Genomic DNA, 26085 nt, shown 5'->3' with positions numbered 1-26085 from the left:
AGCTCAATAGGAAAGGTAAGCTGCGACATCGAAACGGCTGGTGGCTGGTGAGTGGTTTTGTTTGGCGATGAAACTCTAACCTAACCAGCCGTTTCTGTATCTATTCCCCGCTCATCCGCGAAGAACCATTTTTTTTGGATTGCTGCAACCAAAGTTACGCTGACCAGTGCCGTAGATCTTTGTCTTTTCTTTGGCTAAATAACTCAGACGATTTAGCACTGGATACAGTTGCTCTAAAAACATTTGGTGCGGAGCATTGTGATTGAGCGCATAAATTGGATTTTCGGGAATGTGGACTAGTGTTGAAAACTCATCAACTGGTAGACCTAATGCACTTGCCCATGCTTTTTTGATTATCCATGCGAAAGAACCTGGAGCATTCTTGTTGCCTAAAGAATGGTATCTATCCCTATTTACAAACAGTGCTAGATGATAGTGAGGTTTATTGTTTTGGGAATACTCTCTGGTCCAAACAAAGTTGATGTCGCAAGGGTGTACTCGCTTGCCCTTTTTTAGCTTTGCATATTGTTCGGCTGTAACTTGTGCTTTTAGTGACTTAGTGAATCTTGAAATTAGATTTGGACCTGTATTCATAAAGAACGTTGGCGTGTCATAACTCAATTGATTATCAGAGTATTGACCATTGTCAGGTATGCGTAAATCTATACGCACAACCATTAGTCTTGGGTGTGTGTTTAATGAAGCCATCAAGGTAGCTTCAATTCTATCTAAATAGCATTGGTTTAATGGCCCATAAGGTAGATGTTGTGAATGCGTCATTGCTAGTTCTCCTATCGTTTTTTAGATGTCTATAGGAGAGGTATTGAATGATAAAAATGTCATTGATTAGTCTGGTGGTGAATTAGTAACAGGTTTGGTTAGTCCTACCTGTAATATTACCAATCAGACAGTAGGCATATCTCACTAGCGCTGAACAGGCTGCCAGATTTGAGCGTGCTATCAAAGCTAGTCCGCAGGTAGGGTAACAATCATTGCTCTCTAGTTAACTTTGCTAAAAAGTAGGCAGCAGTGGAGCTCTTTCTGTGATTTAACTCTCAAAAAAGTACTCTGAGGCTACTTGGTTATTACTTCGACGTATATGTGATGTGGACTGTATGGTGACATAAGTGATACTTGTGCGTGTACTGTTATGTTACTAAGTAATTGGTCTGTATGAGTTTCGATAGTGAGTTGGTTTCCGTTGTTGGGTATAACAGAAGAGTGGTTGAATCATGCTTGGCGATTCTACGTAAAAATAAATGTATAGAATTTGTATCTATAGATACTACAGCAGCTGGGCTTTCAATAATAAGGTCACACTTTCACAAAATGGTTGCTTTAGATGACAAGAGGAAATTGAGACTTTTACGAGAGTTAGTGCTGGAGGCTAAAGATTCCTTAGTGCCAATAGATAAATTTAAATGGATTGAATGTAGTGATAGGGCAATTTATTGGGTTTGGATGACAGTTGCCCACTCTAGCTATAAGCCGTCTCCATTTATGCCTTGTGCAGAATTAAATGTGGCAGAGTATGAGTTAGATCTCGTCTCCTATAAGAACCATGGTTTAAAAATGATTATTTCTAGCTCAAAAGATAGGTTTAAGGAACTTGTTAGATTCTTCGATAGAGTGAATCAACCATTAGGCTGGAAGTTAGATCTTATCGATGAGTTGAGTAGGGAATGGGCAAAAATTTATTCAGATAAAAAACCATTTTCTTGGCTAAAAGAGGATGATGAAGAGCAGTGTCGCTGGGCATTTGATTATATAAAATCTTATGGTGGTAAGCAGGGCTTGCACCAAAAGCCGGTACTTCCTCCAACTCAACCTGTTGAGTTGAAGGAGATGTATTTATCCATTTATGCTGCCTTTGATGCATGGAATTGTATTCCTGATCTTAAAAAAATGTTTGCTCAAAGTTTTAATCGAGCATGGCAGCAGAAAAAATTGAGAGACAATCGAAAAGGAAAAAAAGCTTGTAGTTTTGTGATTAGAGAAGACGCAAAATCTAAGCTTGATGAAATGGCTAAGGCACAAGGTATACACATCAATCAGCTTGTCGAGAAGCTGATTGATGATTCGTATGTTCAGCAAATAGGAAGCCTTAAGTGAGCGCGGAAATGTGTGTTGAGATCCGCTCCAGCGCTTCTCTACGCTCTTCAAGGTAATCATGCCGGTCGTAGATGCCTTCTACTCCACCTAACTTGTGGTTAAGGCACCGTTCGGCAACGTGTGGAGCGATCCCCTCTGCGGCCAAGAGGCTGCGACAGGTACGGCGTAGGTCATGCACGGTGAATGGTTCAAGGTCACCCATGCGGTTTGGCGGCTGTACCTTTTTCCCTGGCTCCTGGCCAAACAACTTGGCGATGGCACGGTTAAGTGTGTCTTTGCCCATGTGTGGGTTCTTGGAGCTTCGACGGCTGGGGAATACGTACTCAGAGCCACAAGCGCGGATCTCCAATTCTTTTAACCACTCGACTGCTGGCGGTGGTAATGGAATGGTTAACGCTGTATCGGTCTTGCTGCGCTGCTCTGGTAGCTTCCAGAGTGCCTTGTCTAGATCGAACTCTTCCCACTTGGCTTCAGTGAGCTCTGTCTTCCGAACTCCGAGTGTCACAAGCAGAGCGCAAGCAAGGTAGTTGTCTCGGGTAAAGCTGGTGGCGTTTTCTTTGAACACTCCAAAGACATGCTCAAGTTCATCCAAGCTCAGAGCCCTTGTTCGGCTCTTTTCTAATCCGCCAGCATCATCGACTTTGAATGCTGCAGCAGGGTTGTGCATGAGTAGGTGCAGCTTCAAAGCATGGTTAAACAGCTGCTTCAGGTACATCAGTGTGTCGTTGGCAATGCTTGGTCTGCCGCTGTCTGCAACCGTGCGGATGATATTGCGAATCTCTAATGGTGTGACTTTATCGAGTGGGTATTGCCCGATGTGAGGCTCAATCTCTTTGGTGTAAATCCGCTTAGGAATACCTGGATGCTTTAGCCTTTTCTCGAGGCTTTGGTACCAGTCAGCAAACAAGTCATCAACGGTGCGGAGCACCACTTTTTTTTCGGCGCTGCGTTGCGCTATTGGGTCTTCCCCGCCTCTTACTTTCTGTTTAAGCAATGCAGCTTTTACGCGTGCATCTGCCAAGGACAGATCAGTGAGCTTGGCGATAGTCATTGAGCGCCGCTTTCCGAACAGCGTATAGCGCAGCATCCAGTAGGGTTTGCCGCTGTTGGGTAACATCAGGTACAGGCCATCTCCATCACCATACCTGCCAGCTTTCCCCTCTTTCACAATCGACTGCACGCCCTTTGCGCTCAACTTACCCATTTTCTCGTTCCTTGCTGCACTGATACCCACTGTTTTAGCAGGATTTGGGCTTGGTGGGTAGTAAATAGGGTTTTTGAGTCCACAAATTGGGGTATTTGTAAGTTTGCTACCCTCTTTGATACCCATTAGATGATGATAAAGGATGACTTATCATGAATCTTGATAGACGTTAGATAATAAAAAGCCCTGTATAAACAGGACTTAATGAATTTTGGCGAAATGGCGTAGAGCCTATTCAATATTTTGGATCTGCTCACGCATCTGCTCAATGAGTACCTTCAGCTCAACGGCGGCGTTGGTGATGTCGGTGCTGATGGACTTGGAGGCTAGAGTATTGGATTCGCGGTTGAACTCCTGCATCATGAAGTCCAAGCGACGGCCACAGGCGCCGCCTTTCTTCAGAATCTTGCGGGTTTCAGCCACGTGGGCGTCCAGACGATCCACCTCTTCGGCGACGTCCATCTTCTGCGCCAATAGAATCATCTCCTGCTCAATCCGAGCAGAATCTAGAGTTTCACGAACCTCTTCCAGGCGGTCATTCAGTTTCTGACGCTGCCAATCCATGATCTCAGGCATGCGGCCACGAACGAAGGTGGCTTGCTCGGTAACACCATCAAGGCGCTCATTGATCATCTTCTCAAGTGCGGTACCTTCAGAGCCGCGAGCTTCTAGGAAGGCATCGACGGTTTCGTCGAATTTAGCCAGCAGTTCTTTGCCGATGGCGTCCATATCACGCTCGTCAGCGGCCAGAACACCAGGCCAGCGCATCAGTTCAACTAGGTTGAGCTGACCAATGCCTGCCATGGTGTGCAGTTGTTGAGCTTTCTCAATCAGCTGGCCAGCCAGCTTTTCGTTCATCTGCAGGGTATCGCTGGCGTTGTCAGCCAGCTCGAAGCGCAGGTTTACTTCCACTTTACCGCGAGCCAGACGCTTGCGTAGGCGATCGCGCAGCATAGGTTCTAGGGAACGGAATTGCTCCGGTAGACGCAGGTAGGTTTCCAGATAGCGTTGATTTACAGAGCGGATTTCCCAGGAGGCGTTACCCCAGTCGGCTTTGACTTCGGTGCGGGCGTACGCGGTCATGCTGTGGATCATGAGCAATTGGCCTTTTGATTAAATACTGGCGGCAGTATACCAACGGTGGTCGGTATCACCAATATTGGCACAAAATGGCTTGAGCCAAACTGCCCTGGTGAAAAATGCAGTGGCGGCTGGCTCGCGAATTACGCGGCCGACAGGTATAATACCGCCCCAAATTTATTGCTAAGGCTATCCGCATGCGTCCTGACAATCGCGCCGTCGATCAAACTCGTGATATCACCATTACTCGTAACTACACCCGTTATGCCGAAGGCTCGGTACTGGTGGAGTTTGGCCATACTAAGGTGCTGTGTAACGCCACGGTAGAAGAGGGCGTGCCACGCTTTTTGAAAGGCAAGGGCCAAGGCTGGGTAACCGCTGAATACAGCATGCTGCCTCGTGCTACTCACAGCCGCAGTGGCCGCGAAGCTGCCCGTGGTAAGCAGGGCGGTCGTACCCTAGAGATTCAGCGCCTGATCGCACGTTCTCTGCGTGCGGCGGTGGACTTGGAGAAGCTGGGTGAATACACCATCACCATCGATTGCGATGTAATTCAGGCCGATGGCGGCACTCGTACTGCGTCAATTACCGGTGCTTGCGTGGCGCTAGTGGATGCTCTGAACGGTCTGCAGCGTGATAAGAAGCTGAAGCAAGATCCCCTGAAGTTTATGATTGCGGCGGTTTCCGTAGGCGTGGTTGATGGCCAAGCGGTATGCGATCTGGAGTACGTGGAAGACTCTGCTGCCGAAACCGACATGAACGTGGTGATGGCGGAAGATGGCCGCATGATTGAAGTGCAGGGCACCGCTGAGGGCGAACCCTTTAGCCACGAAGAGTTGCTCGAGATGCTGGCGCTGGCTAAGACCGGCATTGGCAATATCATCGAAGCACAGAAGGCGGCACTGGCCGCCGGATAATGATTTTTGAAGCGACCCACAGTGGTCGCTTTTTTGTACCCACAATGACAATAAAGGTCGAGACAAAGTGAAAGACTATCAAAGAGAGTTTATCGAGTTTGCCCTTGAGCGTAACGTTTTGCGTTTTGGCGAGTTTACTTTGAAATCTGGCCGCAAGAGCCCTTACTTCTTTAACGCTGGACTGTTTAATACTGGCCGTGATTTGGCACGCCTAGGTCGCTTCTATGCGGCGGCGTTGGCAGATTCCGGCATCGATTACGACCTGCTTTTTGGCCCAGCCTACAAAGGCATTCCAATTGCGACCACCACGGCGGTGGCGTTGGCGGATCACTACGACATCGACAAGCCCTACTGCTTTAACCGTAAAGAGAAGAAAGATCACGGAGAAGGCGGCAATCTGGTGGGCTCTGAGCTCACCGGTAAAGTGATGCTGGTGGACGATGTGATCACCGCAGGCACGGCCATCCGTGAATCGATGGAGATCATCAAGACCAACCATGCCAGCCTTTCTGGAGTGCTGATTGCGCTGGATCGTCAAGAGAAGGGCAAGGGCGAGTTATCTGCCATTCAAGAGGTTGAGCGTGACTATGGTTGCAGCATCATTGCCATTGTGACTTTGGCGGATCTGATTGCCTATCTGGAAGAGCAACCAGGCCGTGAAGCGGAGTTGGCTCAAGTGAGTGCTTACCGCGCCGAATACGGCATCTAGTACCGACTTTTTCGAGAAACAAAAACGGCGCCACTTGATGAATTAAGGGCGCCGTTTTTTATTATTTCGACGACGTTGTCATCAGCTTTGTAGAAGTTGGCGCTGAATGAACGCCCACTGCTCTGAGAACTTATCCGTTGGCAACTGGGTAAACTCACTGCGTACGTACTGGGCGATGCGGCCCACGGCGTAAGACAGCAGCAGGTTCGCCAGAATGCCCTCTTCTAGATGGAATCCGCTGCCTTCACGCAGGGCTTTCTCACGCAGCGCCTGTTTGATGTTGAGCTCAACCTTGTCAAACAAGCTGGTGATGCGGCCACGAAGACGCTCCTGCTCGCCTACCAAGGCGTCACCGGTCATCAGACGGGTCATGCCAGGGTTACGCTCGGCGAAGGTCAGCAGCAGCTGCAGCATCAGCTGACAGCGCACCATGGTGTCGTCTTCCTCTTCCATGATCAGGTTGATGTTGCCCAGAATCGAATCCTCGATGAACTCAATCAGGCCTTCAAACATCCGCGCTTTAGAGGGGAAGTGGCGATAAAGTGCCGCTTCAGAAACCCCAACCTCGTCGGCTAGGTTTTTGATGGTAATACGCTGACCTGGAGAGGTTTCCAGCATACGAGCTAGCGCTTGCAGAATCTGCTCGCGACGATTGCTTTTAGGTTTACTGCTCATTTAGGGTCTTTCTTCTCACTTACTTGGTGCCAGAGTGACCAAAGCCACCTTCACCACGCTCGCTGCTATCAAACTCATCAACTTGAGTGAAAGCCGCTTGTACAACTGGAACAAACACCAACTGAGCCACACGCTCACCTGGTTCAATTTCAACGGCGGTGTTACTGCGGTTCCACAGAGACACCATCAGTGGCCCTTGATAATCGGAATCGATAAGGCCAACTAGGTTACCCAGCACGATGCCTTTTTTGTGGCCTAAGCCAGAGCGAGGCAGGATGTGAGCGGCCAAGCCAGTATCGCCAATGTGAATTGCCATGCCGGTAGCAACCAGTTCGGTTTGTCCTGGTTCTAGAATCAGCGGCTGGTCCACCATGGCACGCAGATCCATGCCTGCGGAGCCTGGGGTGGCGTAGTCAGGCAGTGGAAATTCGGTGCCTAGGCGGGAATCGAGAATTTTCAGTTCGATCGGTGTTTTCATTATTGGCTCTTGGTTGTTGTTATTCGTGATTCACAGGCGCTTGGCAATCGCCAGCAGCAGCTGTTTCGCTTGATCGGATTTGCCACTGTAGCCCAGCGCTTGGCTGCCGCCATCCCAGTACAGGGTGAGGGCATTGCTGTCGGCATTAAAGCCTTGCTCCGGCTTTGAGACGTCATTGGCGGCAATCATATCCAGATTCTTGCGCTTGAGTTTGTCCATGGCGTAATGCGCAACGTCCTGAGTCTCGGCGGCAAAGCCGACAGTGAACGGTCGCTTACTGTGGGCCGCCACTGTAGCAAGGATGTCAGGATTACGCACCATTTCTACCATCATCGATTCAGCAGATTTTTTGATCTTGTTATCAGCAACCGCAATAGGGCGATAATCGGCCACGGCGGCGCAGCCAATAAACAGCTGATGTTCCTCTACTTGAGCCATAACCGCATCCAACATCTGCTGGGCGGACTCAACATCGATGCGGGTTACCCCAGCAGGCGTTGGCAGGCTAACTGGACCGGCAACTAGGGTGACTTTGGCACCTAGTCGCTGAGCCTGTTCGGCAATGGCGAAGCCCATCTTGCCGGAGCTGTGGTTGGAGAGGTAGCGCACTGGGTCCAGCGCTTCTCGGGTGGGGCCGGCGGTCAGCAGCAGCGAGGTGCCAGCTAGCGGCTGCTCTTCGCTGGCGGCAGCCAGAGATAGGGCGGTGATCTCTTCCGGTTCCAGCATGCGGCCGGGGCCAACTTCGCCACAGGCTTGGTCACCACTGGCTGGGCCCCAAAGGGTCATGCCGCGCTGTTTGAGAACAGCCAGATTATCTTGAGTGGCTTGAGCCTGATACATCACTTGGTTCATGGCCGGACACACTCGAATCGGCGCTTCGGTTGCCAGACATAGGGTGGTGATCAGTTCATCGGCCATGCCACCGGCGATGCGAGCAATAAGGTTAGCGCTGGCGGGCGCCAGAATCACTTCATCGGCCCAACGAGCCAGTTCGATGTGGCCCATGCCCAGTTCGGCGGCGGGGTCGAGCAGATCATGAGCCACAGGGTGGCCAGAAACCGCTTGCAGTGACATCGGCGTCACAAAGGCTTTGGCTCCGCCACTGAGTACCACACGGACGTCGGCGCCGGTCTCTTTCAGGCGTCGTACCAGAATAGGGGCTTTGTAAGCAGCGATGCCGCCACTGATGCCCAAGACGATGTTGCGGGGTTTTATGCTCATGATCATTGGTCGCTTTTAACTAATGCCGCCTAAGATAACACAGGTAGCCTGTGGGCTATCAATCACCGGATGTTCAAGGAGGAGCGATGGCGATTTGTGATTGGCCGGAGGGGGAGCGCCCCAGAGAGCGATTGTTGCAACAGGGGCCCGCAGCGTTGAGTAATGCCGAACTGCTGGCGATCTTTTTGCGTACCGGCGTCAGTGGTGCCAGTGCGGTGGATTTGGCACGCGAGATGTTGTCGGCCGCGGGCAGTTTGAATCAGCTTATTGCCATGAGTTCGACGCAGTTCAGCGAACTTCGCGGCATGGGACCGGCAAAATATGCGCAGCTTCAGGCGGCGGTGGAGTTATCTAGGCGTTGTTTAGGAGAGCAAAGTGAGCGAGAAAATGCGCTTACCAGCCCACAATCTGCCCAGCAATATCTGCAATCGGCGTTGGCGAATCGGTCCCACGAAGTGTTTGCGATGTTATTGCTCGATTCTCAACACAGAGTAGTGAAGCTTACTGAATTATTTCGTGGTACCATTGACGCCGCTAATGTGTACCCCCGAGAGGTGGTGAAGACTGTACTGGCTGCAAATGCCGCTGCAGTTATCCTGGCCCACAATCACCCAAGTGGCGTCAGTGAGCCTAGCCAGGCGGATCGTGCCATTACAAAACGGATACAGAATGCCTTGGCACTGATCGATGTATCGGTGCTGGATCACTTGGTCATCGGCCATGGCGAATGTTGCTCATTCGCACAAAGGGGATGGCTTTAACGTCAGTTTGCTTGATCTTTGCTTCTTTATCTTGTATAAAATGCGCCCTTCGTGTGCCTCGGGCGACGGCCATACGAGGCACAATGATGCTCGAGCAATATTTTGGAGACTGAAATGTCTAAAGTATGTCAAGTTACCGGTAAGCGTCCGGTAACCGGGAATAACGTATCCCACGCAAAAAACCACACTAAGCGTCGTTTTCTGCCAAACCTGCAAACTCACCGTTTCTGGGTTGAAGACGAGAAGCGCTTCGTGAAGCTGCGCGTATCTACTAAAGGTATGCGTATTATCGATAAGAAGGGTATCGAAGTAGTTCTTAAAGAACTGCGTGCCCGCGGTGAGAAGGTTTAAGGAGATAAATCATGGCAGCTAAAGGTGGTCGTGAGAAGATCCGTCTGGTATCCACTGCAGGTACTGGTCACTTCTATACTACTGACAAGAACAAGCGCAACATGCCTGAAAAGTTCGAAATCAAAAAATTCGATCCTAAGGCTCGTAAGCACGTTCTGTACAAAGAAGCTAAGATCAAGTAATTGATTTTAACCTCTTGAAAAACCCAGCTTCGGCTGGGTTTTTTTATGCCTGTTTGTCGGCGATGGAAAAATTACAAGATGCCAAATCCATAGTGAAATTGGCCTAAGTTCGCCGTACAATCATTGTAAGGATTGCTCAAAGGACAACCACTTGGCTAACCGTCGCCGTAAGTACAACAATGCGCTGATCATCATCTTGTCGCTGTTCGGCATGATGATGCTGTACGTGACCAATTTGATCAGTCCGGATAACGAAAACAGTTATCCCCTGCTGCCCGAGGGCGCTCAGATTGAAGCCTTGGTAGCGGAAAACATTGTGATACGCCGCCAGTCGCCGGGCTGGTTGTCGGCACCGGAACATCCATCGGAACAGCTGGAGCTGTTGATGCACCGCTGGCATCATGCCGGCCTAATGCCAATCGCAGTGCCCGAACCGCTGCCAACGTCGCCGGTGCAAGTGGATCTTTATCTCAACCAACAGGCTCCCATTACCTTGTTACTCTACCCAGATTACAACTTACTCAAGTTACTAGGGCAGGAGCAGTGGTGGCGACTGACCAGCCATCAAGTTAGCGATCTGCTGATTCGAAAGGACTCCTGATGCCAGAATTACCAGAAGTGGAAGTGACCGGACAGGGAATCCGGCCATTGATCGTGGGCAAGCAAGTCACACAAGTGATTGTACGCCAGCCACAACTTCGTTGGCCTGTGGTGCCAGAGACGTTGCAGATGCAGGGGCAGACGGTGATCTCCGTGGAGCGTCGAGCCAAGTATCTGATGTTGAACACCGCAGTTGGCACCTTGATTCTGCATCTGGGGATGTCAGGCAGCTTACGAGTGCTTGAGCAGCCTTCAGAGGCGGGCAAACACGATCACTTGGACTTGGTGTTTGAAGATGGCTCGGTGCTTCGCCTGAACGATCCTAGGCGCTTTGGGGCGGCAATTTGGTGGACAGATCCGGTAGATAGCCATCCATTGATCGCGTCTTTGGGACCAGAGCCTCTGACTTCGGCATTCAATGCAGACTATTTGGCAGAGAAGCTCAAAGGCAAAAAGAAAGCGATTAAGCTGGCTCTGATGGACAACCACGTGGTGGTGGGAGTTGGCAATATCTACGCCAATGAGGCGCTGTTTTGCGCTGGTATCGACCCTCGCAGCCCCTGCGGAGCGGTCAACCAGGAGCGACTGGCTAACTTGGTGGATGAAGTTAAAACCGTGTTGGCGCGGGCGATCACTCAGGGCGGCACTACCCTAAAAGACTTCTCTAAGGCCGATGGTAAGCCGGGCTATTTCGCTCAGGAGTTATTGGTTTATGGCCGAGGTGGTGAGGCTTGCCCGGTGTGCCAACAGACGCTAAGCGAGGTCAAGCTGGGGCAGCGAGCCACGGTATTCTGCGACCGCTGCCAAAAATAGCGGATTAGCGCTTAGCCAGTTGCGCTTTAACCGCCTGTTCGACGCAAGGTTGCAGGAATTCACTGACGTTTCCGCCATGAAACGCCACGTCTTTCACTAGGCTGGATGAGATAAAGGTGTATTCCTGAGCCGGAGTGAGGAAGATGGTTTCCATCTCAGGATGCAGATGGCGGTTCATGCCAGCAAGCTGAAACTCATACTCAAAATCCGCGACTGCTCGCAAGCCACGAATCAGCACGCTGGCATTCTCTGCTTTGGCAAAATCCACCAAGAGCCCAGAAAAACCATGAATCTCGACGTTCTCCAGATCGGCGGTTACCTCTTTGGCCAGCTCCACTCGCTGTTCCAGTGAAAACAGCGGTTTCTTGCTGGCGCTGGCGGCAACGCCCACGACCACCTTGTCGAACAGCTTGGCGCTGCGACGAATCAGGTCCAGATGACCGTTAGTGATGGGATCGAAGGTTCCAGGATAAATGGCAATTTGAGTCATGTTGAGGCCAAGTAAAATCTAAGATGATTTGATGCTAAGGCAAAATTACTGCAAATGCATCCCAATGATCCAAACACCAAAACAGAGGTTTATCTGCGTTTGAGGTTTGGAGAGCATTTTACAGACAGGTATACTGAACCGATGCCGTATCGAGGGGTCTCCCTCTATGCAAAACGCTTTTAGACGCAGGGTTAATTATCATGATTATCGTAACTGGCGGCGCCGGCTTTATCGGCAGCAACTTGGTTAAAGCACTCAACGCCCAAGGGCGCACCGACATTCTTGTTGTGGATGATCTCGAAGAGGGCGCCAAGTTCGTCAATTTGGCTGACTGTGACATCGCCGATTATCAGGATAAAGACGACTTCCTCGCGATGATCAAAGCTGGCCATGACTTTGGTGATGTGGAAGCGGTATTCCACGAAGGCGCTTGCTCTGCCACCACTGAGTGGAACGGTAAGTACATGATGGAAGTAAACTATCAGTACTCCAAAACGCTGCTGCACTACTGCCTAGACCGCAAAATTCCATTTCTGTATGCCTCTTCGGCTGCGACCTATGGCATGGGCCCGAAATTTAAAGAGGAGCGCCAATACGAGAAGCCACTGAACGTCTACGGTTACTCCAAGGTGCTGTTCGATCACTACGTACGCCGCATTTTGCCGACCGCAGAGAGCCAGGTGGTTGGCTTCCGCTACTTCAACGTGTATGGCCCCCGTGAGCAGCACAAAGGCAGCATGTCCAGCGTCGCGTTTCACCTTAATACCCAAATTCACCAAGGTAAGAATCCGAAACTGTTCGGTGCTTACGACGGCTATGAAGCTGGTGGTCAAACCCGCGACTTCATCTACGTTGGTGATGTGTGCGCCGTGAACCTGTGGGCATGGCAGCAAGGCTTGAAGTCTGAGATCTACAACCTAGGTACCGGCGCTGCTGAACCTTTCCGTCACGTGGCGGAAGCGGTGATTGAGTATCACGGTAAAGGCGAAATTGAGTACATCGATTTCCCAGATCACCTTAAGGGCGCTTACCAGAGCTTTACCGAAGCGGATATGGATAAGCTGCACGCAGCTGGGTATGACAAGCCATTTAAAACCGTGGCGGAAGGGGTTTCTGAATACATGGCGTGGCTGAACAAGTAGGGCTAGGCGATGAAATATTTGGTGGTTGGTCCGGCTTGGATCGGCGACATGGTGATGGCGCACAGTCTGTTGCGCCGTCTCAAACAAGACGATCCTGACGCGGTGATTGATGTATTGGCACCGACTTTCTCCCTGCCGGTTGTAAAGCGGATGGCTGAGGTGAATCAGGCGCTGGACTTGCCATTTAAGCACGGTGAGTTTGCCTTTGGCGCGCGTCGTCAGTTGGGTAAGCAGATCAAAGCCAATGGCTATGATAAAGCGATCGTCTTACCTCGTTCGTTCAAAACTGCAGTCACGCCATTTTTTGCCGGAGTGCCCAAGCGAGTAGGTTACGGTGGCGAGCTAAGAAACTGGATGCTGACCGATGTGCGCAAGCGCAAGCCTCGGGAAGTGGATGGCAAAATTACCGATCAAACGGTGACCCGCTTTATCGCCCTAGGTCTGGATGCCGAAACCGCCGCGAAGCCAATTGAGGTGCTAAACCCAGTGTTGGCGGTCGACGCTGGCAACCGAGATGCGGTGTTAGCCAAACTGGGATTAACCCTAGATAAGCCTGTGGTCTGCATCTGCCCTGGCGCTGAATATGGCCCAGCTAAGCAATGGCCGCTGGAGCAGCATCAGCAGTTAGCTGAGCAACTGGTGGACAACGGCCATCAGGTTTGGGTGATTGGTTCACCCAAGGAGTCGGCGGCTGGGGATGTGATTGCTGCGTCCGGTCATGCTGATATTCACAACCTGTGTGGTCGCACTCAGTTGGTGGACGCCATCGATCTGTTTAGCTGTGCCCACTCTGTGGTTAGCCACGATTCTGGCTTGATGCATGTGGCGGCGGCTACCGGAGTGAAAACCATCGGTATCTACGGTTCTTCCAGCCCCGAATTTACACCTCCACTGAGCGATAACGCCGTAGTAGTAACCCAACCCATTGATTGCGCGCCTTGCTTCAAGCGCGAGTGTCCATTTGGCCACTACAAGTGCTTGACGGAGATCTCGGTGCAGCAAGTGATGACCGCGATTGAAGGCCACTGCCAATGAATCACCACCACCGTCCCCGTTTAGCCTGTGCCCTAATCACAAAGAACGCGGGCCCTCGCTTTGCAGAGGTGCTGGCCAGCGTCGATTGGGTTGATGAGATTGTGATTCTCGATAGCGGCAGCAGCGACGACACCATTGAGGTGGCAGAGCGCGCTGGTGCCAAAGTGTTTCAAAGTGAAGACTGGCCGGGCTTTGGTCCTCAGCGTCAGCGGGCTCAGCAGCACGTGAGTGCGGATTGGGTGTTGTGGCTGGATACCGACGAGGTGGTAACGCCCGAGCTACGCCAGTCCATCGAAGCGGTGATCTCCAGTGAGCCTGATCCCAGCATCGCCTATGAAGTGAATCGTTTGAGTGATTTCTTTGGCCGCTTTATCCGTCGCAGTGGCTGGTACCCGGATTCGGTGGTGCGTCTGCATGCCACCAACCGTTATCACTACAACGATGCGCTGGTGCACGAGCGAATTGAGGTGCCTAAGGGGAAGCTGAAATCCCTATCTGGCGATCTGCTGCACTACACCTCTGACGATTATCGGGGCTACATGGCTAAGTCTTTGCAATACGCCGATGCGTGGGCCGAAGCGCGTCATGCTAAGGGCAAACGCACCTCGGTGGCGGGCATCATAGGGCGAAGCTTTTGGTGTTTTCTTCGTAAGTACTTGCTTCAGCTAGGCTTCTTAGAAGGGCGTCATGGTCTGCTGTTGGCACTGCAATCGAGCCATTATGTTTTTAATAAGTATTTCGGCTTATGGGTGCGGCAAAACAAGCTCAAATAGCGTGCTTTAAATTTGAGTAAAAATTCTACCTGTTAGGCTTCCATTAAGGTTCTCGGCATTAGGCTGGTGACTTTTCAGTGGGAGCCTTTTTCATGTCTATCTTGGTATTGGAGCATCAGCGACGCCATCTCAGCGGTGCCGACGTTCATCGTGATGATCGTAAGGGTCGAGTGACTCGAGTGTCCCGTGACGGCATGGTGGTAAAAGAGTTCGTCTCTGAGAAATCCCATAAACGGGAGTGGGTTACTGAATACGAGGTGGCAAACCACCTGCATCGTCGTGGGGTTCCGGTACCACGTTGTTACGGTTACCAGATGTCCGATGATGGCGCGGTGCTCTACAAAGAGTTTATCCCCGGAAGTAGGCTGGCAGAGCCTAGCTTGACCGGACTGCAGCCAGTGGCGCAGCTGTTTGTTGCCATCCACAGCAATAATGTCATTACTCGCGATGCCCATGATGGCAACCTGCTTCAGGGAGAAGATGGTCAGCTCTATTTCATCGATTTTGGTAAATCGCGTTTGTTTAAAGGCAAGGGATTGGAGTTTTGGCTGTCGTTGTCACGGGAGATGCACTTTATCCGTAAGAAGCTCCTGCATAGCCGTCGGCTGTTTGCCCGTTTTCTGCATTACTACTTGTCGGCTGTGCCCCGTTGGTTACGGCCGCTACTAGCCAGCTATTTTGGCGTATCAACGCTGCTACTGGGGCTGCGAGATCATTGGCGCGGGTGGCGCAGACAACACCGATAAAAAAGGAGCCAGCAGGCTCCTTTGGGTATTTCGATTAAGGGTCTTGATTCACTCTTTAATCAAAGCTTCGAAGTAGTCTTTGGTTTGTTGTGCCGATAGGCGAGTGTGGAAGTGTTCGTTGATGCGAACCTTAGCCAGTTTACCCATCTGTTGGGTTTTTTCTGGATCTTGCCACATGGTCAGCATGGCTTCTGCCAGTGCGTCTTCATCGCCTGGTGGAACCACAATGCCGCTCTCGCCATCCACAATCAGCTCGGCGCTGCCGCCGGTGTCGGCAACAATCGGGGCCTTTTCGTAAACCATGGCTTCGATGACGGTTTTTGGTAAACCTTCACGTTTGGTGGATGGCAGAATTGATGCGTCACAGCCGGCAATCAAGGCTGGAGCATCGGTGCGGAAACCCGCAAGGTGGATGCGACCGGCCAGAGGGCTGGCGTCGATTTGGGCTTTGATCTCGTCGGTGTCCATGCCGCCACCAACCAACAGAATGTGGATGTTGCTCTTTTTTGGCAGTTTATGGGTTGCAGCCAAAAGTACCGGTAAGCCTTTGCGAGGACGGGCATTGGCGACACAGCTGAAGACGAAGGCGTCTTCAGGAATGCCAAATTGGCTTAGATCCGCAGGGGTATCCTGATACCAATCCAGATCGTGGCCTTTATAGACGGTGGTAACACGCTCTTTGGGCAGGAACACCTGCTGGCGCAGATCATCTCGAACCGCGTTGGCCACACAGAGGATGCCGTCTAAGCGGGGATGCATGTGAGTCAGATAACTGCTGGGGTCGATGCGCTTGATGTTGCCGGTCTGGCCACGGTAGCTGACCATTTTCACGTTCAGGCCGATGGCGGCAAATAAGCCGTTGGTGATCGCCTTGTTGTTGAACATGTAAACGGCATCAAAACCACCGGCTTGGATCTCTTTACGGATGCGTTTGATGGCCGACCATTGAAACTTTTTGGTCGGATGGAAGTCGATGATGTTGATACCATGCTCTTTAAAGCGGGGCACGTAATCGGCATCGCCTTGGGTCATTAGAGTGACCTCAACGCCCAGCTTGGCCATGCCAATGAAGATTTCGGCTTCAGGACGGACGCTGTTCCACGTGTCTTTGTAGGAGCTGATAATAAGTAATTTTAGTGCCATCGACGGTCTCCGAATATGGGGCGATCTCTACCAAGCAATGGTTGATGTGGTATTATAATCGGATTGTCTGTTTTACCTAGTGATTAATAATATTAGGTTTAATTTGTACTAGTATCTGCTCTCCATCGCCGATTTTTGGAGTAATGGGTTTATATGAAAATCTCAGTAAGTGGTAATTCAGGCTGTGAGCTGCATATTTCACAAACTGAAGGTCGATATAGTGTCACCAAAGTGGCCCGAGACCAGGCTTATGTGGATCGCCTAAAAGCGCAGATCACCAAGCAGCGCAACGCTTACGAAACCGTTAGTCTACCTTTCGTTCACATCCCGAAAGTCCTTGATGAGATGGAGATCGAGGAGCAAGGCCAGGTGGCTTATGCAGCGGTAATGGAATATTTAAATTATCAGGATTATGCGGAGTTCTTTTTAAAATCTTCGCTAAAAAAAATCGATAATTTTATTAATAACGCAATTCAAATTATCGAGATGGAGCTGGAAGCTGCGGTTATTGAAACGGTGGATCCCAATATCTTTTATAAAAAATTGGATGAGATCGACCTCAAGATCAAGGGTAGCGCCAAAGAGACGTTAAAGCGCCAGCAATTAGAGCGGATTCGTGCCGAACTGCAACATGCTCCGGTGAATCTGCCGTTGGCACCGATTCATGGCGATTTGACCTTGGCCAACATGATGATCAGTGCTGATGGCAGTAAGATTGGCATTTTTGATTTTCTCGATAGCTACCTAGATTCGCCGCTGCTCGATATCGCTAAGCTACGCCAAGATACCCAGTTTCATTGGTCTGAGCTGATGACCAGTGAACCTATAGATCACGCTCGTTATTTGATGGTGATGGAGTACATTGACCGCCAACTGGATCAGTACTTCCATCGCTACGATTGGTATACCAAGCATTACGGTTTAATTCAGGCGATCAACATTGCCCGAATCTTTCCTTATGAAAAACATGAGAAAGTGACCGAATTTACGACCTCTACGCTTACCAGATTAGGATATTAACTATGAACATCATTATCCCTATTGCAGGCCGCTCATCCCGCTTTCCAGACCTAAAGCCTAAGTGGATGCTGACTCATCCTCGTGGTGATTTTATGGTGGTTGAGGCGATCAAAGGCCTGGATCTGGAGCAGGTCAGCAAAATCTATCTCGTGGGCCTGAAAGAGCACGAACTGGAGTACGGCTTCGTTTCCGCGCTGACTGAGCAGTTCGAAGAGCAGGGCATTGCCGAACTGATTGAATTCGTGCTGCTGGAAGAGCAGACCCGCAACCAGCCTGAGACCGTGGCTCGTGGTATCGAGCAGGGCAATATTAAAGGCCCTATCTACATCAAAGACTCTGACAACTATTTCCAAGACAAACCACAACCAGGCAACGCCGTATCTTGCTATGACCTGCACAATCTGGAAAACGTTAATGCTCGCAATAAGAGCTACGTTGAGGTGAATGCGGACGGGCAGATCATCAACATCGTGGAAAAGCAGATCGTTTCCAGCACCTTCTGCGTTGGTGGTTACAGCTTCGCCAGTGCCGAAGAGTACATGCAGTACTTTAACGCCATGAAAGTGGAAGAGGATCTGTACCTGTCTCACATCATCTTCAAGATGATTCTGGACGGCAAAGGCTTTGGCCATCAGTTGGTTAGCGATTACGTTGACTGGGGCACCATCAAAGAGTGGAACGCTTATAAAGCCCAGTACTCCACCCTGTTTGTAGACTTGGATGGCACTCTGGTTCGCAACTCCGGCCAATACACTGAGCCGAAGTGGGGCACTACCGATGCCATTGCGCCAAACGTTGATACGCTTAACGCGCTGTACGCCAGCGGCAAGGTTGAAATCATTCTAACCACCTCTCGTAAAGAGAAATTCCGTCAGACCACCATTGATCAGTGTGAACGCCTTGGTATTCGTTATCACCAGCTGATCATGGGCTTGGTGCACGGTCGCCGTATCGTGATTAACGACTACGCCAAATCCAACCCTTATAAGAGCTGCGATGCCATCAACATCAAGCGCAACAGCAGCGATCTGAAAGACAAGTTGGAAGATTCCGTTGGCTTCCACATCGATCTGGATAAGTAAGTGATGATCGATAACACCGACATCAGTGTGGTGGTGCAGGGGCCGGTTCAGGCCCTTGCGGATCGCGCTATGGACGAGGGCATTACGGTGCGGGTGCTAAAAAGCATCCGTCAGCATCTGCCCGGAGCCACCATCATCCTCTCCACTTGGGAGGGGCAACCGGTGGAAGGGTTGGACTATGATGAGCTGGTGCTAAATCAAGACCCTGGCCCAAATATCAACCGCTACAAGGCCGATGGTCAACCAGATAAGGTGAACAACAATCGCCAGATTGTCTCCACCATCAATGGCTTGAAACAGGTCAAAACTAAGTACGCCATGAAGTTACGCTCAGATAATTTTCTGACAAGCGACAACTTCAAACGGCTTCAGCAAGGGTTTCCCAAACGTGGCGAGCAGTACCGGTTTCTAAAAGAGCGGGTGGTGGTCAACAACACCTTTACTCGTGAGTACGCCAAAGGCTTGCCGGTGGTGTTCCATGCCTGTGATTTCTTCTACTTCGGGCTGACCGAGGATGTCATCGCGCTTTGGGACTTCCCGCTGTTTCAAGATCTGGTTTATGACCCATCGAAAGCGGGCATTGAGCAGCATGACGGCTACCCTTACTACATGCCCGATTGTACTCAGCGCCTCTGGTTGGCAGCGCTGCAGCAGTTTGATTCCAGTATCGGCATCAAACATCTGCATGACTATTCATCTGAGCTGCGTCGAGTTTCCGATTACTGTTATGCCAATAACTTGGTGGTGGGTGAACCTGAAGTTATTGGTTTGGGTCTGAATACTAAGTTCAGCGGTAATGAGCGTGCCAACCGAACTGGCAGCTTGATTACTTACCTACACCATCTTGGCTGGCAGCGACTGTATCGTCGTTATTGCGATCCTAACTGGAAGATTCAGGGGGATTTGCAAGATTGGTTACGCATTACCAGTTTAAGAGCATTATTGCTGCCACCTAAGTGGCTAGAAGGTCGCGGTCGCCTTTTTAAAAAGGTTCGCGGTTAGTTTATGTAGGCGCTTTGAAATGGATGTCAGGCCCAGTTTTCCTTAAGGGAGCGATATGGACGGCATCCGTTTTGAGCAAATTTCTGTGGTGGTTCAAGGGCCGCTGCATACCAGCGAGGAGGATCCTCGTGGTCCTAAGTTGACCCAGCGGTGCTTGGCGTCGGTACGACAGTACCTGCCTGGCGCCAAGATCATCTTATCGACTTGGCAGGGCATGGATGCTCAGGGTTTGGACTATGACGAGTTAGTGTTCAGCCAAGATTCCGGGCCAACGGTAACCAAGTTCAACAAGAAAGATAAGCCTCATACGGTCAACATCAATCGTCAGATTGTCTGTACCATGGCGGGCTTAAAGCAGGTTGGAACCCCTTATGCCATCAAACTGCGCAGCGATAACTTATTAACCTCTAATGAGTTTGTGTCTCTGTATCAGCAGTTTAATCATCGTGACGACAAGTTTAGTTTTTTCCGTCAGCGGGTAGTGGCTTCCAACTTATTCGCCAAAGAGTACTCTCAGGGGAAAGCGATTCCGTTCTTCCCGTCGGATTTTTTCCATTTTGGCTTAACTGAAGATCTGTTGGACCTATGGGATCTGCCCCTGTGGAGCGATTATGAATTTAACCGGAATCTATCGGGTAAGCGCCAGCATGCCAACTACCCCTTCCATCAATTGCACGTAGAGCAGATGTTGTGGACTGCATATTTGCGCAAGCACATCCAGATTCAGTTTCGACATAAGTTTGATATGAGTGCGGGTCAGAAGCGTCTATCCGATCAGATTTTTGCGAATAATCTCATTATCTTAGACCGCAAGGTTCTTGGCTTGGTGGTGCCTAAGCGCTTGGATCAAAACGATGGCTTTCCTTATACCCATTACACCTTCCGTCGTTGGCTGCAACTATATAAACGCTATTGCCAACCTCAGCAGCGATTTTCTGAGGAGCTGACCTACCGGGCATTTCATCGCTTGATTCGCGGCTTGGCGTATTTGGGGCAAGGGGTGAAACAAACCTTGAAACTGCGCTGGGCGGAACATCAGGTTACTAGAAACCGAGGTGAGTAACCGAGTAGACTGTATCGGTTTGTTTTTAGAAGGTTATGTTCATGCAGATCTGCCATGTAAATTTGGCGAAAGGGTTCAGTGGCGGTGAGCGTCAAACCCTTAACCTAATCCGCTCTTTGGCGGCCCAAGGGGTAGAGCAATGGGCTGTGATTCGCCCAGACTCCCCGCTCAACGACAAATTGGCAGGTTTGAATGTCACCGTGGTACATGCCAAGCACCATCTGCTTGGTCACCATCGTCGCTGGTTACCTAAGTCGGTAATGCTGCATGCCCACGATGGCAAAGCGGTGTACTGGTGTGCACTGCAAGGGTTGCTGCATGGTAATCGCTACATCATTACTCGGCGGGTGGACAATAAACTTAAATCCAGTGCGCTGACCCGGCTGGCGTATCGCAATGCCGCCACTGTGGTTGGCCTTAGCCGTGCCATTGAGGCACAGATATTGACTCTGGATAACAGGATTACCACTCGAGTGATTCCCAGCAGTTTTTCGACTTTCGCGGCGGATCCGCAGCGAGTGGCGGAGATTCAGGCTCAGTATCCGGATAAAATCTTGATTGGTCAGGTGGGCAAGTTGCTGCACCACAAGGGCTATCATCTCACTATTGAAGTGGCGCGCCGGTTGGCGAAAACCCATCCACAGTTGCAGTTTCTGTTTTTGGGCAGCGGCAAGGACGAGTCACAACTGAAGCAGCAGGCTCAAGGCATCGATAATATTGAATTTCTTGGCCATTGCGATGACATTGGTAACTATCTGGCTGCAATGAAATTGATGTTGTTCCCCTCTTTGAACGAAGGCTTGGGCTCAACGGTATTGGAAGCTTGGCAACACGACACACCGGTCATTGGCGCCAATGCCGGTGGCATTCCCGATATGATCGTCGATGGTCAAACCGGGCTGTTGGTTGAGCCTGGAGATGACCAAGCGTTGGAGCGGGCGCTGCTTACCTTGATTGCTGATGAATCATTGCAGCAACAGCTTGCCGCAGGAGCCAAGGAACGATTGCGGGACTTTAGCCCTCAAAGCGTCTGCGAGCGTTATCTTGCCCTATATAACAGCCTGACCACGGTGTAAATTTTTACTAATAGCTCACATTGGCTGTGATATGGTTACTGGCAGACTTTAAATTAGGATGTATCGATGAAAGAGCAGATTCGTAAAGAATTAACTGAAGCCGCTGAAGTGCTCAATCGCTTTATTGCCGATGATGAGCAGATGGCTCGAGTTGAAGAGGCTGCGGCCCTGATTGCGGACTCCTTAAAACAGCAGGGGAAAGTGCTTTCCTGTGGTAATGGAGGCTCTCACTGTGACGCCATGCATTTTGCCGAAGAGCTGACCGGCCGTTACCGAAATAATCGCCCTGCGTATGGTGCCATTGCCATTTCCGATCCTAGCCACCTGTCTTGCGTCAGTAATGACTTTGGCTACGACCACGTGTTCTCCCGCTATATTGAAGGCGTTGGTCGCAGTGGTGATGTACTGTTTGGCATCAGCACCAGCGGCAACTCCCAAAATATTCTCAATGCCATCGATGCGGCCAAAGCCCAAGGCATGAAGACCGTAGTGTTAACCGGTAAAGATGGCGGCAAGATGGCCAACCTCGCCGATGTCGAGATTCGCGTACCTCACTTTGGTTATGCCGATCGCATCCAAGAGGTGCACATCAAGGTGATTCATATCTTGATCATGCTGATTGAGCAGCTGATGGCCGATGAAAAGTAATCATCAATAGCTTCAATAAAAAACCCGCCAGATGGCGGGTTTTTTCATGGTTGGGGCTTGTTACTTCGAGGTGATCTTGCGGATGATCTCGGTGGTAGAAACCCCATCTTCAAAGCCAAGAATCTGCACTTCACCGCCGTTGGCCAGCACCTCTTGGTGACCAGCAATCTCTTCAACCTTATAGTCGCCGCCTTTCACCAGCAGGTTAGGCAACACTTCGGCAATCAAACGCTGCGGCGTGTCTTCGGTAAACTCCACCACCCAGTCGACGGCGCCAAGGCCGGCGAGTACGCTCATGCGGCGGTCGATGTTGTTGACCGGGCGAGACTCCCCTTTAAGGCGTTTAACGGAGTCGTCGCTGTTAACCGCAACAATTAAGCGGTCACCCAGTTTTTTCGCTTGGCTCAGGTAACTGACGTGGCCTGCGTGCAGGATGTCGAAGCAGCCGTTGGTCATCACCACTTTTTCGCCACGGGCTTTGGCGTCGGCAACGGCGTACAGTAGCTGGCTTTCATCCATAACACCGAAGCCACTTTCGTCGTGCATGGATGCCACCATGGCAGCCAACTCGACCGCAGAGATGGTTGAGGTACCGCGCTTGCCTACCACCACAGAAGCGGCGGCGTTAGCCAGAGCGCAGGCTTGATCCAGCTCGCTACCTGCGGCCAGAGAGGCGGCTAGGGTACCAATAACGGTATCGCCAGCGCCGGTGACGTCGTAGACCTCACGAGCCATTGCTGGCAGGTGCAGTTCCGTTTGGCCGGGGCGCAGCAGGGTCATGCCTTTTTCTGAGCGTGTCACCAGCAGCGCATCCAGTTCAAACTGTTCAATTAGGGCTAAGCCTTTGGCAACAAGGTCGGCTTCGTCTTTGATCTTGCCGACAACGGCTTCGAACTCACCCATATTTGGGGTTAGAAGCGTGGCGCCACGGTACTTTTCGAAATCGGTGCCTTTGGGGTCCACCAGAGAAGGCACGCCAGCTTTGCGAGCCAAGCGGATGATCTCTTGCGGGTTAGACAAAGCCCCTTTGGCGTAGTCAGATAGGATCACCACTTTGGCCTGTTCCAAGGCGGCTTCAGTCTGTTCGTTGATCTGCTCTTCACCGCTCAGACCGAAGGCTTCCTCAAAATCCAAGCGGATCAACTGCTGGTTTCGAGATAGTACTCGCAACTTGGTGATGGTGGGTGCATTGTCGACCTCCACCAATTTGGGCGTAACGCCTAGGTTGCTGATCTTACTTCTAAGGGCGTCGGCGGCTTCATCGGCGCCTACCAGGCCAACCAAGTCGGCATTGCCACCTAGAGCCGCAATGTTAAGTGCCACGTTGGCGGCACCGCCAGGGCGGTCTTCGATGGTGTCAATTTTGACTACTGGAACCGGCGCTTCTGGCGAAATGCGTCCAGTAGGACCAACCCAGTAGCGATCCAGCATCACATCACCGACGACCAGAACCTGTGCGTTTTTGTAGGAGGGCAGAGAAACTTTCATTGCCAATCAAACTCTTTGAAAACTGAAAATGGAGTCTACCACGGCTTTAGCCGTAGAAGCTGCGATACCACTGGGCAAACTTACCTAGGCCTTCGGCCAAAGAGGTGTCAGGGCTAAAGCCCACCGCTTGCTGAAGATTGTCGGTATCCGCATAAGTGGTGTACACGTCGCCGGGCTGCATCGGCTTCATATTCAGCTTGGCTTTGACGCCCAGCGCCTGCTCCAGAGTCTGAATGAAGGTTAATAGCTCCACAGGCTGGTGGTTGCCGATATTAAACAGCTGATATGGGGCGCTGGATTGATCGGGAGAGGAACAGTCGTTGCTGTCATCTCGAGATGGGATCTCCTCCATTACGCGCAGCACGCCCTCGACGATGTCATCGATATAGGTGAAGTCCCGAGACAGCTTGCCATGGTTGAATACATCGATAGGCTCGCCAGCCAAAATCTTCTTAGTAAAGCTGAAGTAGGCCATGTCTGGGCGACCCATTGGTCCATACACCGTAAAGAAACGCAGGCCGGTGGTCGGCAGGTCGTATAAGTGGCTGTAGGTGTGTGCCATCAGCTCATTGGATTTCTTTGTGGCGGCGTAGAGGCTCACTGGGTGATCGACGGCATCAGACTCGCTAAATGGCACCTTCTTATTCATGCCGTACACCGATGACGAAGAGGCATAAACCAGATGGGGAACCTTCTGCTGGCGGCAGCCTTCCAAGATGGTCAGCATGCCCGCTAGGTTGGAGTCCAAATAAGCCATTGGGTTGTCGATGGAGTAGCGCACCCCTGCTTGGGCGGCCAGATGAATCACGCGATCGAATTTGTCGCCAGCAAACAGGTTGGCCATGCCATCGCGATCGGCCAGATCCATTTCGATGAATTGGAAGTGGCGGTGTGGCGTCAACTGCTCAAGTCGAGCTTGTTTAAGCTCGACATCGTAGTAATCATTCAGGTTGTCTAGGCCAACCACTTGGTGACCTGCGTCTAATAGACGTTGGCTTACGTAGTAGCCAATAAAGCCGGCGGCGCCGGTAACTAGAATTCGCATTCAGAGAGTCCTGTATGTGTGGTCTCTTGGGCTTAAGGCTGATTTCGCTTAAGTTTAAGCCCTTAAAGCTTGTTTTACCTGCTCAATAACCGATTCGACGTCGATATCGTGCATGAGTTCACTGCCTTTGGCTCGGGTGCCGAAAGGGATCTGTGCCATCGGTTTTCCCGTCTGGACTTCAATGTGCTGCTGATAGCGACTGACGACCCGATCTAGGCTTAAATAGGGGCCGGTACGCTTTGGGTTGGAGTGGGCGTAAAGGCCGATTACCGGTGTACCTTGGGTCACGGCCATGTGGGCCGGACCTGTATCGGGGGCAATCACCAAACTGGCTCGACCGAGTAGGGCCAAAAGCTGTTTTAGGTTGGTCTGACCCACGAGGTTGGTTATCTTGCCTTGGGCATGGGCGACAATGTCGGCAGCCAACTGTTTTTCCAGCTCCGCCGGTCCACCGCAGAGCATCACTTTCATCCCTTGAGACAGGGCGAAGTCCGCCACTTGGGCGTAACGGTCTGCCAACCAGTTGCGTTCTGCTTTGCTGGCCGCGGGGCAGATGATCAGGGTGCGCTGGTCCCCTGCAATGTGCTGCTCAGCAAAACTAAGCTCGGCGTCAGTTAGGGGCATCTTCCATGTTGGCTTGGTATCCGTGACGCCGACGGCTCTGGCGAAATTCATAAAGCCATCGAGTACGTGAGGCTCAGATTGAGGCTCAATCTTGTGGTTTACAAACAGCCATTGCCCCTCTTTGGCGCGGGCTTTATCAAAGCCAACTTTGGCCTTGGCCTTGATGCCTAAGGTGGCAATGGAGGCTCGCAGCGCCACCTGCATGTGCAGCAGTACATCAAAGCGTTGGCTTTTCAGTGCCGCCCACAATTGTTTGTAGCCCTGCCAGCCGAGGCGCTTATCGAACACCACCAATTCAACGCCCTCAAGGCCTGCCAGTAGCTGCGCCTCAACTTTACCCACTACCCAGGTGATCTTGGCCTGAGGATGACGGCGCTGCACCGCTTGCACCATAGCAACGGCATGGCATACGTCGCCTATGGCTGAAAGGCGCATGATGCAGATGGAGTTGGGAGAGTTTGGGATGGGCATGGGCGTCATTGTTGGAAGCAAAACGCCAAGTTTAAATAAATTTTGACCATCGACCAAGGAAATCAACGGCATCGCGGGGGATTCTTTGGGGTTTGCCGTTATACTGCAACAAAATTTCCGTAGCGAGACCGGGT

General features: G+C 51.2%; 29 protein-coding genes. 18 read left to right on the top strand and 11 right to left on the bottom strand.

From position 1 onward, the window contains the following. Nucleotides 1-111 precede the first annotated feature (111 nt). Entirely contained in the window at nucleotides 112-780 is a 669-nt protein-coding gene (locus FCL42_RS08830; protein WP_136863032.1) for an inovirus Gp2 family protein, read from the bottom strand. A gap of 393 nt (nucleotides 781-1173) precedes the next feature. Here FCL42_RS08830 and FCL42_RS08825 point away from each other — a divergent pair, with 393 nt between their 5' ends. Further along, a complete protein-coding gene (locus FCL42_RS08825) occupies nucleotides 1174-2112 on the top strand; it encodes a hypothetical protein (protein WP_136863031.1) in 939 nt (312 codons plus the stop codon). On the opposite strand, the gene FCL42_RS08820 is transcribed toward FCL42_RS08825, so the two are convergent. Continuing rightward, nucleotides 2105-3316 carry a tyrosine-type recombinase/integrase gene (locus FCL42_RS08820; RefSeq protein ID WP_136863030.1) on the bottom strand — a complete coding sequence of 404 codons (1212 nt, stop codon included), beginning with the start codon at nucleotides 3314-3316 and terminating at the stop codon, nucleotides 2105-2107. The genes FCL42_RS08825 and FCL42_RS08820 overlap by 8 nt on opposite strands. Nucleotides 3317-3547: 231 nt before the next feature. Then, nucleotides 3548-4411, bottom strand: a complete 864-nt coding sequence (locus tag FCL42_RS08815; RefSeq protein WP_136863029.1) for a YicC/YloC family endoribonuclease — start codon at nucleotides 4409-4411, stop codon at nucleotides 3548-3550. A gap of 182 nt (nucleotides 4412-4593) precedes the next feature. Between FCL42_RS08815 and rph the strand changes: the two genes are divergently transcribed. After that, a complete protein-coding gene (gene rph, locus FCL42_RS08810) occupies nucleotides 4594-5313 on the top strand; it encodes a ribonuclease PH (RefSeq protein WP_136863028.1) in 720 nt (239 codons plus the stop codon). Between the two features lie 67 nt (nucleotides 5314-5380). Next, nucleotides 5381-6022 carry an orotate phosphoribosyltransferase gene (pyrE, locus tag FCL42_RS08805; RefSeq protein ID WP_136863027.1) on the top strand — a complete coding sequence of 214 codons (642 nt, stop codon included), beginning with the start codon at nucleotides 5381-5383 and terminating at the stop codon, nucleotides 6020-6022. An 81-nt stretch (nucleotides 6023-6103) separates the two neighbouring features. Here the strand turns inward: pyrE and slmA are convergent, their stop codons facing one another. From slmA to coaBC, 3 genes are read right to left on the bottom strand one after another with little or no spacing between them, the layout of a single operon-like run. Beyond that, entirely contained in the window at nucleotides 6104-6697 is a 594-nt protein-coding gene (slmA, locus tag FCL42_RS08800; RefSeq protein WP_136863026.1) for a nucleoid occlusion factor SlmA, read from the bottom strand. A gap of 19 nt (nucleotides 6698-6716) precedes the next feature. Then, nucleotides 6717-7175 carry a dUTP diphosphatase gene (gene dut / locus FCL42_RS08795; protein ID WP_136863025.1) on the bottom strand — a complete coding sequence of 153 codons (459 nt, stop codon included), beginning with the start codon at nucleotides 7173-7175 and terminating at the stop codon, nucleotides 6717-6719. A 30-nt stretch (nucleotides 7176-7205) separates the two neighbouring features. Continuing rightward, nucleotides 7206-8396 carry a bifunctional phosphopantothenoylcysteine decarboxylase/phosphopantothenate--cysteine ligase CoaBC gene (gene coaBC, locus FCL42_RS08790; protein WP_136863024.1) on the bottom strand — a complete coding sequence of 397 codons (1191 nt, stop codon included), beginning with the start codon at nucleotides 8394-8396 and terminating at the stop codon, nucleotides 7206-7208. An 86-nt stretch (nucleotides 8397-8482) separates the two neighbouring features. On the opposite strand from coaBC, the gene radC reads away from it, so the two are divergent. The 5 genes from radC to mutM all read left to right on the top strand — a co-directional run bounded on the left by radC (nucleotide 8483) and on the right by mutM (nucleotide 11103). Continuing rightward, nucleotides 8483-9157 carry a RadC family protein gene (radC, locus tag FCL42_RS08785; RefSeq protein WP_136863023.1) on the top strand — a complete coding sequence of 225 codons (675 nt, stop codon included), beginning with the start codon at nucleotides 8483-8485 and terminating at the stop codon, nucleotides 9155-9157. A gap of 114 nt (nucleotides 9158-9271) precedes the next feature. Beyond that, on the top strand, nucleotides 9272-9508 hold the full coding sequence (gene rpmB, locus FCL42_RS08780; RefSeq protein ID WP_028112609.1) for a 50S ribosomal protein L28: 237 nt from the start codon (nucleotides 9272-9274) through the stop codon (nucleotides 9506-9508). 11 nt (nucleotides 9509-9519) lie between these two features. Next, entirely contained in the window at nucleotides 9520-9690 is a 171-nt protein-coding gene (gene rpmG / locus FCL42_RS08775; RefSeq protein ID WP_028112610.1) for a 50S ribosomal protein L33, read from the top strand. Between the two features lie 151 nt (nucleotides 9691-9841). Further along, nucleotides 9842-10291: a hypothetical protein gene (locus FCL42_RS08770; RefSeq protein ID WP_136863022.1), complete on the top strand. Its 450-nt coding sequence runs from the start codon at nucleotides 9842-9844 to the stop codon at nucleotides 10289-10291. After that, nucleotides 10291-11103 carry a bifunctional DNA-formamidopyrimidine glycosylase/DNA-(apurinic or apyrimidinic site) lyase gene (gene mutM / locus FCL42_RS08765; RefSeq protein ID WP_136863021.1) on the top strand — a complete coding sequence of 271 codons (813 nt, stop codon included), beginning with the start codon at nucleotides 10291-10293 and terminating at the stop codon, nucleotides 11101-11103. The genes FCL42_RS08770 and mutM overlap by 1 nt, the downstream gene beginning before the upstream one ends. Before the next feature lie 4 nt (nucleotides 11104-11107). Here the strand turns inward: mutM and coaD are convergent, their stop codons facing one another. Beyond that, complete coding sequence (gene coaD, locus FCL42_RS08760; protein WP_136863020.1) at nucleotides 11108-11593, bottom strand: pantetheine-phosphate adenylyltransferase; 486 nt, start codon at nucleotides 11591-11593, stop codon at nucleotides 11108-11110. Between the two features lie 200 nt (nucleotides 11594-11793). On the opposite strand from coaD, the gene rfaD reads away from it, so the two are divergent. From rfaD to FCL42_RS08740, 4 genes are all read left to right on the top strand, one after another. After that, complete coding sequence (gene rfaD / locus FCL42_RS08755; protein ID WP_136863019.1) at nucleotides 11794-12735, top strand: ADP-glyceromanno-heptose 6-epimerase; 942 nt, start codon at nucleotides 11794-11796, stop codon at nucleotides 12733-12735. A 9-nt stretch (nucleotides 12736-12744) separates the two neighbouring features. Continuing rightward, a complete protein-coding gene (waaF, locus tag FCL42_RS08750) occupies nucleotides 12745-13770 on the top strand; it encodes a lipopolysaccharide heptosyltransferase II (protein ID WP_136863018.1) in 1026 nt (341 codons plus the stop codon). Beyond that, nucleotides 13767-14543, top strand: coding sequence for a glycosyltransferase family 2 protein (locus FCL42_RS08745; RefSeq protein ID WP_136863017.1), 777 nt, complete (start codon nucleotides 13767-13769; stop codon nucleotides 14541-14543). The genes waaF and FCL42_RS08745 overlap by 4 nt, the downstream gene beginning before the upstream one ends. A 92-nt stretch (nucleotides 14544-14635) precedes the next feature. Beyond that, a complete protein-coding gene (locus FCL42_RS08740; RefSeq protein ID WP_136863016.1) occupies nucleotides 14636-15289 on the top strand; it encodes a protein kinase family protein in 654 nt (217 codons plus the stop codon). Nucleotides 15290-15337: 48 nt separating this feature from the next. Here FCL42_RS08740 and FCL42_RS08735 read toward each other — a convergent pair whose 3' ends face one another. Next, the gene (locus FCL42_RS08735; RefSeq protein ID WP_136863015.1) at nucleotides 15338-16432 is read right to left on the bottom strand and encodes a glycosyltransferase family 4 protein; all 1095 of its coding nucleotides are present in this window, start codon (nucleotides 16430-16432) and stop codon (nucleotides 15338-15340) included. A 153-nt stretch (nucleotides 16433-16585) separates the two neighbouring features. Between FCL42_RS08735 and FCL42_RS08730 the strand changes: the two genes are divergently transcribed. The 6 genes from FCL42_RS08730 (at nucleotide 16586) to lpcA (ending at nucleotide 22323) form a co-directional block, all read left to right on the top strand. After that, nucleotides 16586-17452, top strand: coding sequence for an aminoglycoside phosphotransferase family protein (locus tag FCL42_RS08730; protein ID WP_136863014.1), 867 nt, complete (start codon nucleotides 16586-16588; stop codon nucleotides 17450-17452). 2 nt (nucleotides 17453-17454) lie between these two features. Then, nucleotides 17455-18534 (top strand): glycosyltransferase family protein, encoded by a 1080-nt coding sequence (locus tag FCL42_RS08725; RefSeq protein ID WP_136863013.1) that lies wholly within the window; start codon nucleotides 17455-17457, stop codon nucleotides 18532-18534. A gap of 3 nt (nucleotides 18535-18537) precedes the next feature. Further along, nucleotides 18538-19536, top strand: a complete 999-nt coding sequence (locus FCL42_RS08720; protein WP_229359818.1) for a WavE lipopolysaccharide synthesis family protein — start codon at nucleotides 18538-18540, stop codon at nucleotides 19534-19536. A 55-nt stretch (nucleotides 19537-19591) separates the two neighbouring features. Continuing rightward, nucleotides 19592-20599 carry a WavE lipopolysaccharide synthesis family protein gene (locus FCL42_RS08715; protein ID WP_136863011.1) on the top strand — a complete coding sequence of 336 codons (1008 nt, stop codon included), beginning with the start codon at nucleotides 19592-19594 and terminating at the stop codon, nucleotides 20597-20599. A 41-nt stretch (nucleotides 20600-20640) separates the two neighbouring features. Next, nucleotides 20641-21675 (top strand): glycosyltransferase family 4 protein, encoded by a 1035-nt coding sequence (locus FCL42_RS08710; protein WP_136863010.1) that lies wholly within the window; start codon nucleotides 20641-20643, stop codon nucleotides 21673-21675. Between the two features lie 66 nt (nucleotides 21676-21741). Continuing rightward, nucleotides 21742-22323 carry a D-sedoheptulose 7-phosphate isomerase gene (gene lpcA, locus FCL42_RS08705; RefSeq protein WP_136863009.1) on the top strand — a complete coding sequence of 194 codons (582 nt, stop codon included), beginning with the start codon at nucleotides 21742-21744 and terminating at the stop codon, nucleotides 22321-22323. A 60-nt stretch (nucleotides 22324-22383) separates the two neighbouring features. Here lpcA and hldE read toward each other — a convergent pair whose 3' ends face one another. The 3 genes from hldE to FCL42_RS08690 are packed head-to-tail and all read right to left on the bottom strand — an operon-like array spanning nucleotide 22384 to nucleotide 25951. After that, nucleotides 22384-23811: a bifunctional D-glycero-beta-D-manno-heptose-7-phosphate kinase/D-glycero-beta-D-manno-heptose 1-phosphate adenylyltransferase HldE gene (hldE, locus tag FCL42_RS08700; protein WP_136863008.1), complete on the bottom strand. Its 1428-nt coding sequence runs from the start codon at nucleotides 23809-23811 to the stop codon at nucleotides 22384-22386. 46 nt (nucleotides 23812-23857) lie between these two features. After that, nucleotides 23858-24856: an NAD-dependent epimerase gene (locus FCL42_RS08695; RefSeq protein ID WP_136863007.1), complete on the bottom strand. Its 999-nt coding sequence runs from the start codon at nucleotides 24854-24856 to the stop codon at nucleotides 23858-23860. A 54-nt stretch (nucleotides 24857-24910) separates the two neighbouring features. Beyond that, complete coding sequence (locus FCL42_RS08690) at nucleotides 24911-25951, bottom strand: glycosyltransferase family 9 protein (protein ID WP_136863006.1); 1041 nt, start codon at nucleotides 25949-25951, stop codon at nucleotides 24911-24913. Between the last annotated feature and the right edge of the window lie 134 nt (nucleotides 25952-26085).

The sequence above is a fragment of the Ferrimonas aestuarii genome, from assembly GCF_005116665.1.
GTDB classification, from domain to species: domain Bacteria; phylum Pseudomonadota; class Gammaproteobacteria; order Enterobacterales; family Shewanellaceae; genus Ferrimonas; species Ferrimonas aestuarii.
This window is presented reverse-complemented; position numbering and strand designations above follow the sequence as displayed.

What these genes read in the sequence shown, in the direction of transcription:
- dut (WP_136863025.1), bottom strand. Translation starts at nt 7,175, where the DNA reads ATGAAAACACCGATCGAACTGAAAATTCTCGATTCCCGCCTAGGCACC.
- rpmB (WP_028112609.1), top strand. Translation starts at nt 9,272, where the DNA reads ATGTCTAAAGTATGTCAAGTTACCGGTAAGCGTCCGGTAACCGGGAAT.
- FCL42_RS08730 (WP_136863014.1), top strand. Translation starts at nt 16,586, where the DNA reads ATGAAAATCTCAGTAAGTGGTAATTCAGGCTGTGAGCTGCATATTTCA.
- FCL42_RS08820 (WP_136863030.1), bottom strand. Translation starts at nt 3,316, where the DNA reads ATGGGTAAGTTGAGCGCAAAGGGCGTGCAGTCGATTGTGAAAGAGGGG.
- waaF (WP_136863018.1), top strand. Translation starts at nt 12,745, where the DNA reads ATGAAATATTTGGTGGTTGGTCCGGCTTGGATCGGCGACATGGTGATG.
- rph (WP_136863028.1), top strand. Translation starts at nt 4,594, where the DNA reads ATGCGTCCTGACAATCGCGCCGTCGATCAAACTCGTGATATCACCATT.
- rfaD (WP_136863019.1), top strand. Translation starts at nt 11,794, where the DNA reads ATGATTATCGTAACTGGCGGCGCCGGCTTTATCGGCAGCAACTTGGTT.
- FCL42_RS08815 (WP_136863029.1), bottom strand. Translation starts at nt 4,411, where the DNA reads ATGATCCACAGCATGACCGCGTACGCCCGCACCGAAGTCAAAGCCGAC.
- hldE (WP_136863008.1), bottom strand. Translation starts at nt 23,811, where the DNA reads ATGAAAGTTTCTCTGCCCTCCTACAAAAACGCACAGGTTCTGGTCGTC.
- FCL42_RS08825 (WP_136863031.1), top strand. Translation starts at nt 1,174, where the DNA reads ATGAGTTTCGATAGTGAGTTGGTTTCCGTTGTTGGGTATAACAGAAGA.
- FCL42_RS08740 (WP_136863016.1), top strand. Translation starts at nt 14,636, where the DNA reads ATGTCTATCTTGGTATTGGAGCATCAGCGACGCCATCTCAGCGGTGCC.
- FCL42_RS08710 (WP_136863010.1), top strand. Translation starts at nt 20,641, where the DNA reads ATGCAGATCTGCCATGTAAATTTGGCGAAAGGGTTCAGTGGCGGTGAG.
- FCL42_RS08830 (WP_136863032.1), bottom strand. Translation starts at nt 780, where the DNA reads ATGACGCATTCACAACATCTACCTTATGGGCCATTAAACCAATGCTAT.
- FCL42_RS08720 (WP_229359818.1), top strand. Translation starts at nt 18,538, where the DNA reads ATGATCGATAACACCGACATCAGTGTGGTGGTGCAGGGGCCGGTTCAG.
- FCL42_RS08695 (WP_136863007.1), bottom strand. Translation starts at nt 24,856, where the DNA reads ATGCGAATTCTAGTTACCGGCGCCGCCGGCTTTATTGGCTACTACGTA.
- FCL42_RS08725 (WP_136863013.1), top strand. Translation starts at nt 17,455, where the DNA reads ATGAACATCATTATCCCTATTGCAGGCCGCTCATCCCGCTTTCCAGAC.
- FCL42_RS08735 (WP_136863015.1), bottom strand. Translation starts at nt 16,432, where the DNA reads ATGGCACTAAAATTACTTATTATCAGCTCCTACAAAGACACGTGGAAC.
- mutM (WP_136863021.1), top strand. Translation starts at nt 10,291, where the DNA reads ATGCCAGAATTACCAGAAGTGGAAGTGACCGGACAGGGAATCCGGCCA.
- coaBC (WP_136863024.1), bottom strand. Translation starts at nt 8,396, where the DNA reads ATGAGCATAAAACCCCGCAACATCGTCTTGGGCATCAGTGGCGGCATC.
- FCL42_RS08690 (WP_136863006.1), bottom strand. Translation starts at nt 25,951, where the DNA reads ATGCCCATCCCAAACTCTCCCAACTCCATCTGCATCATGCGCCTTTCA.
- coaD (WP_136863020.1), bottom strand. Translation starts at nt 11,593, where the DNA reads ATGACTCAAATTGCCATTTATCCTGGAACCTTCGATCCCATCACTAAC.
- lpcA (WP_136863009.1), top strand. Translation starts at nt 21,742, where the DNA reads ATGAAAGAGCAGATTCGTAAAGAATTAACTGAAGCCGCTGAAGTGCTC.
- radC (WP_136863023.1), top strand. Translation starts at nt 8,483, where the DNA reads ATGGCGATTTGTGATTGGCCGGAGGGGGAGCGCCCCAGAGAGCGATTG.
- FCL42_RS08745 (WP_136863017.1), top strand. Translation starts at nt 13,767, where the DNA reads ATGAATCACCACCACCGTCCCCGTTTAGCCTGTGCCCTAATCACAAAG.
- rpmG (WP_028112610.1), top strand. Translation starts at nt 9,520, where the DNA reads ATGGCAGCTAAAGGTGGTCGTGAGAAGATCCGTCTGGTATCCACTGCA.
- slmA (WP_136863026.1), bottom strand. Translation starts at nt 6,697, where the DNA reads ATGAGCAGTAAACCTAAAAGCAATCGTCGCGAGCAGATTCTGCAAGCG.
- FCL42_RS08715 (WP_136863011.1), top strand. Translation starts at nt 19,592, where the DNA reads ATGGACGGCATCCGTTTTGAGCAAATTTCTGTGGTGGTTCAAGGGCCG.